At 70.4% G+C, this 13,837-nt stretch carries 17 protein-coding genes and 1 pseudogene; 9 read left to right on the plus strand and 9 right to left on the minus strand.

Annotated features, from left to right (window positions below; translation table 11 throughout):
* Positions 1-335 (plus strand): HEAT repeat domain-containing protein (locus tag ACFWA9_RS04245; protein WP_380382939.1); only part of this gene is annotated, 335 nt, incomplete at its 5' end.
* A 546-nt stretch (positions 336-881) separates the two neighbouring features.
* Here the strand turns inward: ACFWA9_RS04245 and ACFWA9_RS04250 are convergent.
* The gene (locus ACFWA9_RS04250) at positions 882-1,061 is read right to left on the minus strand and encodes a hypothetical protein (protein ID WP_359840022.1); all 180 of its coding nucleotides are present in this window, start codon (positions 1,059-1,061) and stop codon (positions 882-884) included.
* A gap of 243 nt (positions 1,062-1,304) precedes the next feature.
* Between ACFWA9_RS04250 and ACFWA9_RS04255 the strand changes: the two genes are divergently transcribed.
* Entirely contained in the window at positions 1,305-1,430 is a 126-nt protein-coding gene (locus ACFWA9_RS04255; RefSeq protein WP_380382941.1) for a hypothetical protein, read from the plus strand.
* 21 nt (positions 1,431-1,451) lie between these two features.
* Complete coding sequence (locus tag ACFWA9_RS04260; RefSeq protein WP_380382943.1) at positions 1,452-1,862, plus strand: Helicase associated domain protein; 411 nt, start codon at positions 1,452-1,454, stop codon at positions 1,860-1,862.
* An 853-nt stretch (positions 1,863-2,715) separates the two neighbouring features.
* Here ACFWA9_RS04260 and ACFWA9_RS04265 read toward each other — a convergent pair.
* Positions 2,716-2,988: a hypothetical protein gene (locus ACFWA9_RS04265; protein ID WP_380382945.1), complete on the minus strand. Its 273-nt coding sequence runs from the start codon at positions 2,986-2,988 to the stop codon at positions 2,716-2,718.
* A gap of 54 nt (positions 2,989-3,042) precedes the next feature.
* On the minus strand, positions 3,043-3,495 hold the full coding sequence (locus ACFWA9_RS04270) for a hypothetical protein (RefSeq protein ID WP_380382947.1): 453 nt from the start codon (positions 3,493-3,495) through the stop codon (positions 3,043-3,045).
* A gap of 72 nt (positions 3,496-3,567) precedes the next feature.
* Here ACFWA9_RS04270 and ACFWA9_RS04275 point away from each other — a divergent pair, with 72 nt between their 5' ends.
* Both ACFWA9_RS04275 and ACFWA9_RS04280 read left to right on the plus strand, forming a co-directional pair.
* Positions 3,568-4,260, plus strand: coding sequence for a hypothetical protein (locus ACFWA9_RS04275; RefSeq protein WP_380382949.1), 693 nt, complete (start codon positions 3,568-3,570; stop codon positions 4,258-4,260).
* Between the two features lie 217 nt (positions 4,261-4,477).
* Positions 4,478-5,059 (plus strand): hypothetical protein, encoded by a 582-nt coding sequence (locus ACFWA9_RS04280; RefSeq protein ID WP_380382950.1) that lies wholly within the window; start codon positions 4,478-4,480, stop codon positions 5,057-5,059.
* Positions 5,060-5,310: 251 nt separating this feature from the next.
* Here the strand turns inward: ACFWA9_RS04280 and ACFWA9_RS04285 are convergent, their stop codons facing one another.
* Positions 5,311-5,712, minus strand: coding sequence for a hypothetical protein (locus ACFWA9_RS04285; protein WP_380382952.1), 402 nt, complete (start codon positions 5,710-5,712; stop codon positions 5,311-5,313).
* 426 nt (positions 5,713-6,138) lie between these two features.
* Between ACFWA9_RS04285 and ACFWA9_RS04290 the strand changes: the two genes are divergently transcribed.
* The gene (locus ACFWA9_RS04290) at positions 6,139-6,345 is read left to right on the plus strand and encodes a hypothetical protein (RefSeq protein ID WP_380382954.1); all 207 of its coding nucleotides are present in this window, start codon (positions 6,139-6,141) and stop codon (positions 6,343-6,345) included.
* A gap of 145 nt (positions 6,346-6,490) precedes the next feature.
* Here the strand turns inward: ACFWA9_RS04290 and ACFWA9_RS04295 are convergent.
* Positions 6,491-6,705, minus strand: a pseudogene (locus ACFWA9_RS04295) (hypothetical protein).
* Positions 6,706-7,270: 565 nt separating this feature from the next.
* Between ACFWA9_RS04295 and ACFWA9_RS04300 the strand changes: the two are divergent.
* Positions 7,271-7,978 carry an HNH endonuclease family protein gene (locus ACFWA9_RS04300; protein WP_380382955.1) on the plus strand — a complete coding sequence of 236 codons (708 nt, stop codon included), beginning with the start codon at positions 7,271-7,273 and terminating at the stop codon, positions 7,976-7,978.
* A gap of 782 nt (positions 7,979-8,760) precedes the next feature.
* On the opposite strand, the gene ACFWA9_RS04305 is transcribed toward ACFWA9_RS04300, so the two are convergent.
* Positions 8,761-9,693 (minus strand): hypothetical protein, encoded by a 933-nt coding sequence (locus ACFWA9_RS04305; RefSeq protein WP_380382957.1) that lies wholly within the window; start codon positions 9,691-9,693, stop codon positions 8,761-8,763.
* On the minus strand, positions 9,690-10,241 hold the full coding sequence (locus ACFWA9_RS04310; protein WP_380382958.1) for a hypothetical protein: 552 nt from the start codon (positions 10,239-10,241) through the stop codon (positions 9,690-9,692). The genes ACFWA9_RS04305 and ACFWA9_RS04310 overlap by 4 nt, the downstream gene beginning before the upstream one ends.
* Before the next feature lie 1,496 nt (positions 10,242-11,737).
* On the opposite strand from ACFWA9_RS04310, the gene ACFWA9_RS04315 reads away from it, so the two are divergent.
* On the plus strand, positions 11,738-12,352 hold the full coding sequence (locus tag ACFWA9_RS04315; protein ID WP_380382959.1) for a hypothetical protein: 615 nt from the start codon (positions 11,738-11,740) through the stop codon (positions 12,350-12,352).
* A 190-nt stretch (positions 12,353-12,542) separates the two neighbouring features.
* On the opposite strand, the gene ACFWA9_RS04320 is transcribed toward ACFWA9_RS04315, so the two are convergent.
* Complete coding sequence (locus ACFWA9_RS04320) at positions 12,543-12,947, minus strand: hypothetical protein (protein WP_380382960.1); 405 nt, start codon at positions 12,945-12,947, stop codon at positions 12,543-12,545.
* Between the two features lie 317 nt (positions 12,948-13,264).
* On the opposite strand from ACFWA9_RS04320, the gene ACFWA9_RS04325 reads away from it, so the two are divergent.
* On the plus strand, positions 13,265-13,426 hold the full coding sequence (locus ACFWA9_RS04325; protein ID WP_380382961.1) for a hypothetical protein: 162 nt from the start codon (positions 13,265-13,267) through the stop codon (positions 13,424-13,426).
* Between the two features lie 22 nt (positions 13,427-13,448).
* Here the strand turns inward: ACFWA9_RS04325 and ACFWA9_RS04330 are convergent, their stop codons facing one another.
* Positions 13,449-13,760, minus strand: coding sequence for a hypothetical protein (locus ACFWA9_RS04330; protein ID WP_380382963.1), 312 nt, complete (start codon positions 13,758-13,760; stop codon positions 13,449-13,451).
* Positions 13,761-13,837 lie beyond the last annotated feature (77 nt).

Raw genomic sequence — 13,837 nt, forward strand, 5'->3', positions numbered from 1 at the left:
GGCCGGAAGACCAGAACACCCACCAAGCCGTCCTGACCGCCGCCACCGACACCGACACCCACCCGAACGTCCGCACCACCGCCCTGCAAGTACTCGCAGCAAACTTTCCGGACGTGGCATGGCCTGTCCTATGCGAGTACACGAAGAGCGACCAGCCAGCCGACATGAGGGTGAGCGTGATCAAGTTGCTCGCGTTGCTGTGGCCGAAGGAACCGGAGAGCGTCACCCTCATCCGAGTCATGGAACAGCATGATGACGAAATCGTGAGGCGAACCGCGGGAGAGGCCCTGGCGCTGTTGGAGCAGCGGCCACGGTCGGCGGCCTCTCAGGTGTAGGCAGTCAGGGGCTGCGGGTGCTTGAGAGATTGGCCCGCACCACAGCATGGGGGGGCGCGCTGTCGTGGCTGGCGGCTGAAGTGCGTGGCGCTGGAGCGGCTGCGAGTTCGACTCTGCCGGCTTCGCGTGCTAGAAGGCCGAGTGGGGCAGGTTGTCGAAGCGGGATCGCGGCGCTGGCGGTGCGCCAATCATGGTGATTGGACGGGGTCCGGGCCATGGACGAGGAGACCGGCCGGCACATCTCTGCCGCGTCGGCCGCGCCGGGCTCCGGACTCGGGACATCGTGTTCGGTCACAGAGACGGCATGGCCATGGCGAATAGATACGCCACCCAATCGCCGGGCCCCGCTAGCCTTCACGCAGGGGTCGCGCGGCCCGTCCCGCGATGCATACTGGGCCTGTCGAGGTGGGAGCAGCCCGTTCGCTGACGGCGGTAACCGTCAGATCACCGAACGACCTGCTCACACCCCTTCGATAGCGCTTGCCGCGTGGTGAGCACTCAGCGTCGGCCCGACCTTCCCGGGTTGGGCCGACGTGCTCTCTGGTATCAGGTCCGCATCTGGCGGATGCGGTCGAGGAGATCGATGATCTCGTAGGCGCGCCAGAGCCACCTGGCGGTGGCGACAGCAACGGCCGACCAGTCCTTGCGGCGCTCTGCGGTGCCCGCCGGATCTTCGGATCCCGGCTCCGGCTCGTCGGCGGCCGGCTGTTCACTGGACGTGTTCACAGAGCGCTCCCTCCCTCTCCCGGGCCTTCAGGGCCCTCACCGCCCCGCACAGACACGGAGTGGCTGTCCTGGACGGCATGTTCGTGCCGTACAGGGAGGAAGCAGCAACTCACGGTTGAGCGTAGTGGGTTAGCGGGCAGCTCCTCCGCCCGGCGAGACCTGGCGAAGGCTGGCGAATGGTCAAAATGCTCGTATGATCGCGGCGACGTTGCGGTGCCGAAAGCGGCCCGGCCATCGACCCCCGTGGTGCTGGTACCGGAGCGGCGCCGGGCGCTGGAGCGGATCGACCCGCGGTGGTGCCCCGCCTGGCAGCGCGCGTACGCCATCATGCGGCGGTGGTGGCTTGAGCAGGCCAGCCTGGTCGACTGAGCCGCGCTGCCGCAGGACGCGGTGTTCGAAGGTGAGCAGCTCGGTCAGTGGGTGCGGGCGCAGCGGGCCGCCTCGCCGGGTCTGGAGGAGGACCAGCGGGACCTGCTGGCGGCGATCGGCATCGAGGAGGACGAGGAGCTGGTGGCCGCGAAGGCCGCGACCGAGGCGAAGCCGACCGTGTCCCGCGGCGACCGGTTCGCCCAGGGCCTGGCGGCGCTCGCCCAGTTCGTGGAGCGGGAGCGTCATCCCCGGGTGCCCCGCCCGCACAAGGAGCCGGTCGAGGCCGTGGAGGCCGGCCCCGGCGGGGAGGAGCAGGTGGTGGTGTCGCACGTCGCGCTGGGCACCTGGCTGAACAACCAGAAGGCAAGGCGGGCGAAGCTCACGCCCGGTCAGCTCGCCCAGCTCGCCGAGCACGGCGTCGAGTGGGCATGAGCTGGTCGGTGGAGGGCCTGGCCCCGAGGGAGGCGCGGTCGCCGAATGGCCGGGTGCTGCTGGTCACGGGGGCGGATCACTGGTTCCGGAAGGGGTCGAGGCAGCCGGACGGGGCGGAGGTCTGGATTTGCGGGGCGGTCGGGTGCAGTCGGCACCGGTCCGATCACGTCCAGGCGCGGGGGCCGTGGGTGGAGGCCGCGCACGGCTTCACGCCGCGGCGGATCGCGCCGTCGCGGTGCAAGGCGTGCGGGCACCATCGGCTGCATTCGCGGCACGTGCCGTGGCGGTGGAAGCAGTACGGGGGTGGGGAGCAGCGCGGTGGCCCGGCGGGTGCGCGGCCCGGGGAGGGCTTGGACGGGCGGGGTGGCGGGCGGGTGGGGCGGCAGCGGGTCGGGTGGCCCGGTGAGCTGCCGGTGTCCTGGCGCGGGCCGTATGCCAGGGTCTGGCGCGGTAGCGGCTGGCTCGGTGTCCGTCCGCTGGAGGAGTGGCCAGCCGGGGTGTTGCCGGCCGTGTGAGGTGGTGCTCGATGCCGCCGGTCCCGCAGGGGGCCGGCGCCCTGCGGGGTGGCGGCCTCCTGGCGCTGGGCTCGGTCGGTCAGCCGACGGCGGCCTCGGCGACGTCGGTGGCCGGTGTGCCGGTGCGCGCGGCCCAGGTGATGACAGTGGCGGCCAGGGCGAGGGCGGCGCCCCTCTTGCGGTGGTCGCCGGACCGGATGAGCGGCCAGGTCTTGGCCGGCCTTACCGGGAACGTCGGTGCGGCGGCCGCCGTCGGGGTGGCGCAGTTCCTGGCCGAGCACGTTCAGGTGCTCTGGTGCTGAGCCTGCGGGCGACCCGACCGGCCGCGGGCCGGGAGGTCAGGGGGTGTCGCCCGCCCAGTCCCAGCGGCGCGGGTCTGCGGGTCGGGGTTCGTAGTGAGCGCGGCCGCCGGGGCCGTGGGAGCCGAGCTCGGTGATCAGCGCGACGCCGTCGACGAGTTGCTCGGCATCCCAGCCGGTGACATCCAGGAGCAGCCCGTCGAGCGGGCCGCCGACCAGCTCCCGGTAGACGTGGCCGGGCTGCGGGCCGGGGTCGGGGTGGTCGTGGTCCGCTCCATAGACCCGGCCCCGCATCAACGCCTCGTCGTCCATGTCCACCAGCATCCCAGTCGGCACCGACAGGGGTGCGGTTTACCCATCAGGTGATCAACCTTGTATCTCACCCAGTGACCAGCCCACCACCTCAGCGAGTCGCCCTCGCCACGGAGCTGCCGGGCCCGAGGGGACAAGGCCGGACGGCCCGAGTATGCGTGCGTCCTGCAAGTGGATGTACGCCGGTCGGCTCACGGAAGCGATGGCCTCGCGGTAGTCGTCGGGGACCTTCACGCTGTCGAGGCTGCTGTGGATCGTCTTTATCTCCTCGGCTTCACCCGTGAGCTTCTTCAGATAGAAGTCGTAGAACTGGTTGAGGCCGGCAACGTCGCCGTTGGCTTCCTTGAGGAGTTCGATGTTGAGCTCAGCCCACTTGGTCCCGGAGACAAGGCGTCCGGTCACGACTCCACCCGTTGTGGTGAGGGTGATGCTGACCTCGAAGGAGGAGGCTTCCGTGATGCTTACGAACGCTGCAAGTGCAGTGTCGTACTGGAGAGACTTGGTCATGGTGGCAGGCTAGCGGCCAGGTCTGACATTCCAGCCCATCATCAATCCCTTCTTCCTCTGGTAACCTCCGCCATGCCCATAGCCTGGAACGACGTCCTGTCCACCACTGGCACGGTCGCCAGCGCCTGCGCCGCAGGGTTCGCGCTGCTGTCGGCTCGCAAGGCCAACCAGACCGCGAAGGCCGCCCAGGAGACCGCCCAGACGGTGGCTACCATCGAAGCGCACCGCTGGCACGCCGATCTGACCCCCTGCTTGACGGTGACCTTCGCGGACCGCTTCGGACTGCAGGGTCTTCGCATCAGTCTGGATGGCCCCGCTGGCCTGGACCGCCTGGACTACATCAGCGTCACCATGGAGAACGAGACCGGCGTCGACCGGACGGGCCACGCGAGCCTGGGCGGATCGATCCCCCTGGAAGAACTGGAGACGATCGTATGGAGCCCGTTTCGGTTCCGGCCCTACGTCGACGGTACCGACGAACACGGGCGCTCCCCGGCCCCCTTCTCCCTGCGGTTAGGTGAATGGCGCCCGTTCGCTATCGAGATTCCCCCGGCTCCACGGCAATGGGACTCGCAGCGCGGATGGGAGGCGCTGTTCGACGGCAAGCCGATCCGGCTCCTCTTTGAATGTCGGCGCGAGGGCCACGAGCCCTGGACCATCCCCTACGAGATCCCCTCCAGCGTGTGGAACGCCCGGGCTGCCCCGGACACGACTGCTGGCCAGCCTGATGCCCCGCCCGGTCCTGTGGTCGGTACACCATCCTGAGTGCGACGGCGCGAGCGAGAGCGCCACTGGAAGTCGCGGGGCAGGTCGCGGGCCCGGCCCGGTCAGCAAGCGCGGCGCATGGGAGCCTTGAGGGCCTCACGGGCGTCGCGACGGCGTTCCACGCTGCGGGCGGCTACGCGGATGGTGGCGCCGCGAACTGCCCCCAGACCTCCGCGAGCGGCGTGCTCGCCGCTCCCCCCTCGGAGATAGAGACCCGATGACGCCCGAGCCCGAACCGGCCGAGAACGGCCTCGCCGCGGCCTCAACGAGTCGCTCCACGACCCTGACGCACGCGACGCTGGCCAAGCGCGGCTTCGTCGGCTTCGTGCCGTTCGCCAACCTCCCGTACAGCGCCGTCCCCGCCGACGAGGGCGTCTACGTTGTGCTGCGCCCCGCCACCTCACGCCCGGTCTTCCTCCCGCGCAGTCCCGCCGGCCACCGCAAAGGCCGCGACCCCTCCGCAACGGCGGCCACCCTGAACAGAGCCTGGGTGCCCGGCGCCCAGGTGGTGTACGTCGGAAAGGCCGCTGGCCGCCAAGGGCTAAGCAAACGGCTGAACGCCTACCGCCGCCAGGGCCAGGGGCGCAACGCCGGCCACGGCGGCGGCGAGTACGTCTGGCAGCTCGCCGACTCCGACACGCTCCTGGTCGCCTGGCGCGCCGGAGCCGAGCCTCCCGCTGGCCGGGCCGAGGCGGAGCTGATCGCGGAGTTCACCGCGGTTCACGGAGCGCTCCCCTTCGCCAACCGCAACCGGGGCTCCTCGATTCAAGGAGCCGTAAGCCGCTCCTCCGGAGCGTGATCGCAGACGACGTTACTCTCGTGGACATCACGGCGTGTCAGCATCCGATAAGGCGAGAGCTTCCGACTGCGTAGCTGACGGCCCCGACGGCCCCCAGTGGGGGCTCCTGAGCAACGCGAAGGCCGCCGCCCCGTGTGGGGCGGCGGCCTTCGGCGTGTTCGGGCTGCGGGAATCTGCGGTGGCCAGTGTGTACGGCCGACCGGCCCAGGCTAACGGTACCGTGCGGGCCCGGCGCCGTCCGGGGGGCTTCGTCAGGTCGACTCGGTGCTCTTGGCCGGCTTGGTGCGGGCGAAGGTGAAGAAGAGGTGCGGGAGGGCGTAGGCGACCATGACGTCCATACCGCCCATGTAGAGGCCGAGGTACCAGGGTCCGTGGCCGGGGTTGTCGACCGGGTAGGACAGGGCCGCGTAGCCGTAGGCGAAGACGGACAGCAGGGCCAGGGTGATGAAGCGGCTGGGGCCGGTGTCGCGGCCGGCTGCTTCCATTTTGGCCAGACTGCTTGCCATGGCGGTGCCCGCGGCCGGGAAGAACACGGCGGCGAGCCAGGCAATAGGGGCGGGTTGGTCGATGGCGATCAGCCCGGCCGCCGCGTAGGGGACGTTCACCAGCCACCACATCGACGCGACGATCACCAGCACTGTGGTGCTGACCAAGCCGCGAATGTTCAAGGCTCCACCCTCCGCTCGAAGGAACCGGCGCCAGTGTGCCCGTTCCGGCCACCCGCGGTCACCTCCGGGCGGCGCGCGGCCTTCCGTGCGCGCCCCGCCCCCGAGGTGCCCGGGCGCCAGCGCTACGAGCGACGGGGGCGGCGGCCGTCCGCATGCTCCGGATCTGGTCGAATCCGGTTCTGGGAACGGGGTTGACCGGCCGTCTGAGCGGTGTACCGTCCGCCGGTTCGGCACCCTGACCGGGCCGATACCGGCGACGAGAACCGACGCCTGGCACCCCTTGACTCGCCTTCCCCCGTGGCTAGCGTCCGGCACCACGGACCGCCAGAAGCGGGCCCGCGGCGCTCCGTTGCGCCCCGGGCCATCTACCCGCGGCCCGTGTCACCGCACATGACACAGGAGGAGACGGACATGAACGAGACGAGGCCGCGCGGCGAGGAGCCGGGCGCGGCGGGGTGGGACGGCGTCGAGCGGTGCCGTGCGACGGAGCCGACCGGGCGGACTGCGTGGTGGTCGCTGGACCGGTTGCCCGGCCGGATCGTGGTCCGCGTCGCAGGGGAGCTCGGCGCGACCGCCGTGCTGAAGGCGGCCCAGGTCTTGGCCGAGTACTTCCGCTGACCCTCGATTGACCGGTGCGGCCGGGCCACCGAACCCCGGCCCGGCCGCACCGGCATGGCGATGCACACCGCGCCAGCCCTGGCCATGCTGCGGCCCCGGCACCACCGCCGTGGTGGCACCGGGGCCGATAGGCTAGGCCGGGTGGTCAAGGGCTGTCGCCGACCCAGCCCCAGTAGCGCGGGTCCCTGGGACGGGGCTCGTAGTGGGCGCGACCGACCGCGCCGTACGAACCGTCTCGGCGGCCAGCGCGGCGCCCTCGGCGAGCTGCTCGACGTCCCAGCCGGTGACATCCAGGAGGAAGCCATCGAGCGGGCCGGGGCCCGGGCCGTCGTGGCCAACTCCGTACACCCGGCCCCGCATCAACGCCTCGTCGTCCATACCGGCCACCATCCCAGCCGCCCCCGACCGGCGGTGTCGGTCGGAGTGGGTAGGGTCTGCGGGCACGGTGCGTTCGGCATCTGGGGAATCCAGCTCCAGAGAACAGCTTCCTCCCTGGCTCTGCCCGGGGGTGGTCCTCGTGGGATCGAGGACCTATCCGACGACCAGGCATGGTCGAGGGCCAAGAGTGGGTCTCGTCAGCGCCCACCGCACCGTGCCAGCTGTGATCCCTTATCGCTCCGGGGCACGGGGGCGGGCGGGGCCGGTGACACGGTGGCGGGTAGTCGGGGCTCGGTCGCCGCGAGAGGCCCAGCCAACTCCCTCCGTGATGGAACGGCGGCCGCCGGCTTCAGAGGCCCGAGTTCCGCCCAGAGCCCTGCCCAGCGGTGGGCCAACCGCTGGGCCCCTCTATCCCTGCTCCGTGTGTACCGGTACGACTTGTCGCGCGCCAGGGTGAACCCCATCCCGATCCCCTTCCCCGCCCCGGCCGACGGCCGCTAGGAAGATCAACGGCCATCACCGTCGACTACCGGAAGCGGACACCCCGATGCGTACCAGCACCACCGCCGCGCGCACCAGCGCACTCGCCACGAGCACCCTGCTCACACTCGCCCTGCTCACCGCGACCGCCCCCAGCGCCTCGGCCACCCCCGGTGCCAGCCCGCTCCGTTCTCCCGGGCAGGTCCTGACGATCCGCCTGCACGACGCCATCGACGCCCTGCCCGTCGCCGACGAGAACCGCGACGGCTACGAGCGCACCAAGTTCAAGCACTGGATCGACGCCGACAGGGACGGCTGCAACACCCGCAAGGAGGTCATCCTCCGGGAAGCCGTCGAGGCGCCGGAGATCGGCCCGGGCTGCTCGCTGACCGGCGGCGTCTGGTACTCGATCTACGACGGGGTAACCGTCACCGACGCGGCTGGCCTGGACGTGGACCATGTAGTGCCGCTCGCCGAGGCCTGGGACAGCGGGGCCTCCGCCTGGAGCGCGGCCGAGCGCCAGGCCTACGCCAACGACCTGGACGAGCCCCGCGACCTGGTCGCCGTCACCGCCCGCTCGAACCGCCAGAAGTCCGACAAGGACATCGCCGAATGGCGCCCCTCGGTCAAGGCCGAGGAGTGCGACTACGTCAACCGCTGGACCGTCTCCAAGACCCGCTGGAGCCAGACGGTCGACACCACCGAGAAGAACGTCCTGCGCGACCTCGGCGCCGCCTGCCCCAACGACACGTTGACCATCACGCTCGCCCGCTGACCGCCAGGCCCGGCATCACCGCGCACCATCGCCCGGACATCCCGGCCGCCACCCCGCACCCGGGGGCGGCGGCCTTTCACAGGCCCGGATCTGTTCGAACTCCGGTCCCGAACGCGGGGTTGACCGGCCGCCTGAGCGATGTATCGTCCGCCGGTTCGGCACCCGCCGCCAGGCCCAGGGTCCCGGTGAAATCGGCACTCAACACCCCTTGACTCGCCTTCTCCCGTGCCTACCGTCCGGCACCACGGACCGCCTGAAGCGGGCCCCTGCGGCGCTCCGTTGCGTCCCGGCCCGCCTTCCCGCGGCCCGTGTTCACCGCACCCGACGCAGCAGGAGACGGACATGCACGAGACGAGGCCGCGCACCGAAGAGCAGGGCGCGGCGGGGCGGGACGGCGTCGAGCCGCCCCGCGCGGTGGAGCAGACCGGGAGCACGGCCTGGTGGCGGAGTTCAGGAGACGGCGTGGTGTCACTCCGCCGTCGGGCACGGCGCCTGCCCGCGCGCTGGCCGGGAACAGCTGGCTCGGTCAGGCGGTGCCCCGCTCTGACCGGCCGCCGAGGTTTCGGCCCGACTCCGGCCGTTCCTGGGGTCCCAGGATCTGCGGCAGTCGTCCGTGCAGCTACCGAATTCGAAGCCGGGCAGGTGTTGCGCGTACCCGGCGGGACCCCGGGCTTAGACCGCTCCTGTCGCCCCGACCGGGGGCGGTCGGCCGACGACGTCGGCTCCGGTGGCCTCGGGCTCTGGCGTCGTGCCTGCGGGCACACGGCACAGAGCCGTGGTTCTCACCGGCGGCCTGCGAGTTCTTCCAGCTGCGTGGCGAGGCGGGGGCCGGGCCGGCTCGCCACTCCGTCGATGACCAGGAGGTCGCCGGGCTCGCTGTGAACGACCAGGCGGTTGACTTCCGCCGCCAGTTCGCCCGTGGGCCGCACCGATTCCCGGCTGTGCCAGGGCGGGAGGACCGCGGGCACCACCTTGGTGAGGTAGCCCGGCAGGTTCGGCAGACCTGGAGGCATGGGAGAGCCGCCAACTTCCCCAGCCGCGGCGCACGCCTGGTTGAACCACCATTCCGACTCGTCCAGCTCTCCGCGGTGCAGGTGGTGGAGGTAGAGGGCGAACGCGGAGACGTGGTCGCCGGCGGCGGCGGCGAGACGCCACCAGAAGACGGCGCTGATGGGATGGCCTGCCAGGTGCAGGATGCAGCCGAACACCCGGGCACCGTCGATCTCGTCGTCGACGTCGCGCGTGTCGATGTCACCGGGCGGCCGGCCGGCGCGGTGCTTCCAGTCCTCGTCCGCGTAGCGGGCGAGGAGGGCGACGGCCTTGGGGCGTGTCACGGTGGCGCGGGCCAGGGAGTCGAGGCCCAGCCGGGCACGGTTGTGGTCCGCCCACCAGGCGGGTGGGGTGTAGGTGCCGGCGTGGTAGCCGGCCACATCGCCCGCGATCTCGCGCATGGCGATCGCGAAGTCCTCGCCGCCATCGGGGCCTGCCGCGCGGTCGCGGCCGGGCCCTTCGGCCTCGGCGAGGAAGAGGCGCAGGGCCTCCTCGCGGGAGAGGCCCTGGCCCTCACCGGCGTGCGAGCGGCTCCTATCGCGGCCGGCGATGGCCGCGGCTTCGGCGGTCTGACCGAGCAGCCGCTCGACGGCTCGGTCGTGCCCGTCGGGTGCCGGCCGTCGGGAGCCGGCGCTGCCGCGGCTGGCATGGGGATCGATGGTCACCGGCGTGCTCCTCTGCGGTGAGTCGGGGTGTCGTGGAGAAGGATCCGGCGCGGCCTGAGGACTTCTTCCAGCTTGTCGAGGGCCTGCTTGTGGTTGCGGTCGACCGTGCTGGGATGGGTGTTCAGGAGCCACGCGATGAAGAGGGTGGAGCGGCGCGAGGACTTCAGGATGACGACGTCGAACTGTCGGGGGGTCAGCAGCCGCAAGGCGGGGATGAGCCCGACGTCGGTGTCCTCGGCATCGCCCTCGGTGAGACTCTCGCGCATCTGGGCCAGGAGAGAGCGTGCGGTGTCGGCACGGACGGCCAGCTGTTCCTCCCCGTGCAGGCGTCGGACCTCGTACACCACCGCGGTGGTGAGCATGCCCCACGTGATGTCCTCGACGTTGGGCGCGCGCAGGATCTGCTTCCAGTCGAGGGCGATCCGGACCAGCACCTGTCGCACGATCAAGCGGGCGGCGCCCTGGCTCCCGAGCATCTCCTGCGCATAGTGCAGATAACTCTCCCGATGCAGGAGCGCGTACGCCTCGAAGTCGAGGGGAAGATCCACGGGGAGCTCCACGGCCGCTCCGAAGGTTCCCGTGTCCGGGTCGGGGAAGTCCGGGCCTATCGGGGACCCGAACGGCTCGTCATCCATTCAGGCCCCCCGGTGACGGCCCGCGAGTCGGCGGCCAGCGCGCCGGCGGTGGTGTGGAGGATCGTCGCCCTTTCTGCGGCGGCTGAGCGGGGGACGGGGAGCGCTGCTGTTCACAAAGAACCTCTTTGTCGGGAAACGGGATGGTTCTGCTCATGCATGAGCCACTTAGTGGCCTAGTGGTAGCCAATCAGCCGCCCCCCGCCGTTCACGCACGCCAATCGAACCAATTTCACGACCTGTTCATGACCACGAACGCACCGTGACGAGTCGAGCCCTCGCGCCGACCTCCGATGAGACGTTTCAGCGGCCCAGACATCCGCTCTGACCATCACGGAAACTGCCACCCCCACCACTCTCCGCAATCGAACGTGACCGGCATCACACCCTCGCGCAGCCGGCCCCGGACCGCTTCGATGACGCACCGGTTCGACTACGGGCAGGACGGCCCCGGCGACAACTCCTGAGCCACGGCCGCCGGCCCGCCATACCTCCCCACAACGGCAGCCAGCGCCCCCTCCACCACCGCTACGCCCATGCGGCAACCCCGTGTCCACTGGCAGCCTCCCGACGGCCCCCCTCCGCTCCACCACGGCGACCGTGCCGGTCGCGTCCGGCAGCCACAACTGCGCCGCGCGAGGCCGCGCCGCCGATCCCCGGCCCGACACCGTCACCCGCACCCGGCGGCCAGTCAGCTGCCCGTGCCCCTCCCCCAGCCCTGACCACTGACCCGCACTCACCTCCAGCCGCAGCTGGGCGCCGGGCCAGGGCCCGGGAGTGATCAGGACGGTGCCGCTCCGGCGCAGCTGGGCGGCGAGCCGTTCGAGGGCGCGGGGCGCCAGGGCGGTGGGGGCCGCGGCGAGGACGACGGGGCAGGCGGCGGCGAGCGCGGTGACGACCTCGGCGTAATGGTCGCCGGGGAAGTCGGCGACCAGGAGGCGCTTCAGGTCGAGGCCGTAGCCGGCGGGCCGCGGCGAGGCCGAGGTCGGGCAGGCCGACGGCGGCGGTCCAGGCGTAGGGGTCGGTGGTGGCGGGGCCGGCGGCGAGGGCCAGGAGCAGGCTCATGTCGATGGCCTCGGTGATGGTGCCCTTGGCCAGGCCGCCGTGCGGAAGCAGGCGGCGCAGTGGTTCGAGGGCGGGCAGGACGGTGGCCTGGGCCTGGCGGGCACGGGTGGCCGGGGAGGTCGCGTTCCCTGTCAAGTCAATGTGTTCAGAAGCCGTTGCTCAATCGAGCTTGGTGATCGTGAGGAGTCTGCTGCCTCGGTCGGATGATCCTCTGGTCGCCTGGGCATGGAAGTGGGGCTTCCCGCGCAGTTCGGGTGCCAGGACGCTGCGGGGCTGGGCCCTACCGCCTGCGGTGTCACCGCAGGCGGATAGCCTCCGGCGGGAACGGGCGACCGATGGGAGTGGGCATGGACATCGAGGAGATGCTGGATCGACTCGTCAAGGTGATCGGGCCGCCGCCCGCAGACGGCGTGACCCCGGTCCCGTGGGAGCTCGCACCCGCGGCGATCGGCTTCCAGCTGCCCGCGGACTACCGGGCGTTCGCCGACCGGTATGGGTCGGTCAGCATCAGCAACGAGCTGCACATCTTCACACCAACGGAAGTCTCCAGTCCCCACGCCGCGGTGCCGTCCGGCTTCGAGGGGTTCCTGTACGACACGACGGAGCCCTACGGATACTGTGCCTGGCTAGCCGAGTGCTACCGGGATGGGGACTACAGGGAGTGCCCGTATCCGCTGTTCCCGGCCGAGGGCGGCCTGCTGAAGTGGGGCAACAACTACAATTCCGACCACTTCTTCTGGCTGATGCGGGGCCCGGATCCGGACCGGTGGCCGGTGGCCGCCAAGTTCCACTCGATGTTGGAGTGGGACGTGTTCGAGGGCGGCTTCCTGGAGTTCCTACTGGCGGCGGTGACCGAACAGTATCCGTACCACGGGGACGTCGTTCCCGGCGGGACGAAGCAGGTCGATGACAGCCGTGCCTATCGCCCTCGCGGTGACTGGTCGAAGAACCTTCGGGAATGAGCCCGCGGACACGGTCAACGGCCGGCTCCGAGCGGCTCCGGCATGGTGACCTGGCCAGCCGTTGTCGTCCCCAGCTTGGTGGGCACGAGTTCGAGTGGATCAGCTCGGTCGGGTGAACTTCGCTGCCCATGAAAGCCCAGCACGACAGCGCCGATAGGCCCGGCCCGACCCAGTAGCTGTTGGCTCCCGCTCAGGAGCTCGGGAAGCGCACGACATTGTCAGGGGCACCGGACCGGTCCCCGACGTCGTTCAGGCGTTCGGTGAGTACGGCACTGGCGAGGGTGAGCCGGGTGATCTGCTGACGGAGTTCGAGAATCTCGGCGTTCTTGTCGGCGACGGTCTGCTTGAGCTTGACCACGGTCTCTCGCAGGCGCTTCTCGGTCTCCGGAGTCTGGGCAGTCTCGACGCGGACGCGTTCGTAGAACTCGTTCTTCAGGTCGACGTGGCGTTTCATCAGGGCCATGCGGTGGACGCCGGCTTCGGCTGCGAGGGCGGCGGCGGTAAGGCTGCCGTTGGAGACGGTGGCCTGGCCAGTCAGGAGCCGGTCGATGGCCTGCCTGATGCGGGTGCGCTCGTCTTGGCGGTTCGGGGTCATCGGAGGGCCTCGGCGGCCTGGGCGGTGGAGTGGTGGGTGTCGGCCGTGGTGCGGAGGCGGTCGGCGTTGGTCCGTAGGCGGCGGCTAACCGGTGGCGGCAGGCGGTCGGCGAGGCGGTCGAGTTCGTCGGCCCGGGCGCGGAGCAGGCGGGCGTGGGGTGTCCTACCGGGTGCTGGGCGGTCCCTCCGCCGACGTAGCGGTCACCGATGGCGACGTTGTAGATGTCGTAGCTGTAGAGGTCGTACAGCGGGTAGGCCTCGAGGTAGCCGAACTTTCCGGCCGGCACGGGGAACGCGCCGGACTCGGTGTTCGTGGCGGTGTCGGTCACGCTGAACCCGACGGTGCCGGAGACCTTCCACGCGGCGACCGACACGCTCGCCGACCACGTGCTGGCCACCGCCCTGCCCTGGGAGAGCGTCAGCGTCATGGGGCCGGGTCCGGTGACCAGGAACCGCAAGGAGGGTCCCTCAACAAGCTGACGGACCCTCCTGCAAGGTCTAGCTAGAATGCGTATTCTACCCACCCAAAGAAGAATACCAGCGCTTTCTTTGCCGAGCATGTTGGCTTATGACCCAGCGAGACAAAGAAGAAGAATGCAACCGCCACGACGAATACAGAGAAAGCAAGCACGCCGAATCCTGCACCAGGACCAACAAATGCAAACAGCACCGCCGAGAGCAAGCCCATGGCAGTAATTCCCAGCCCAGCCTGACGAAGCGCCCTCGCAAGCGAAACCGGCCCGGACCTACCTTCCCTTTGATCTGCTTCCACGACAATGTGTTCTGTCGTGTTACATAGCTCCTTATTGACCATCAACCCTCCGTAAGAAGTTGAGATCGGGGGACAGGAAGAGCTTTCTTCCCGTCCCCCGATCATCAAATTGCAAGTTT

This window comes from Kitasatospora sp. NPDC059973, from assembly GCF_042737525.1.
Taxonomy (GTDB): domain Bacteria; phylum Actinomycetota; class Actinomycetes; order Streptomycetales; family Streptomycetaceae; genus Kitasatospora.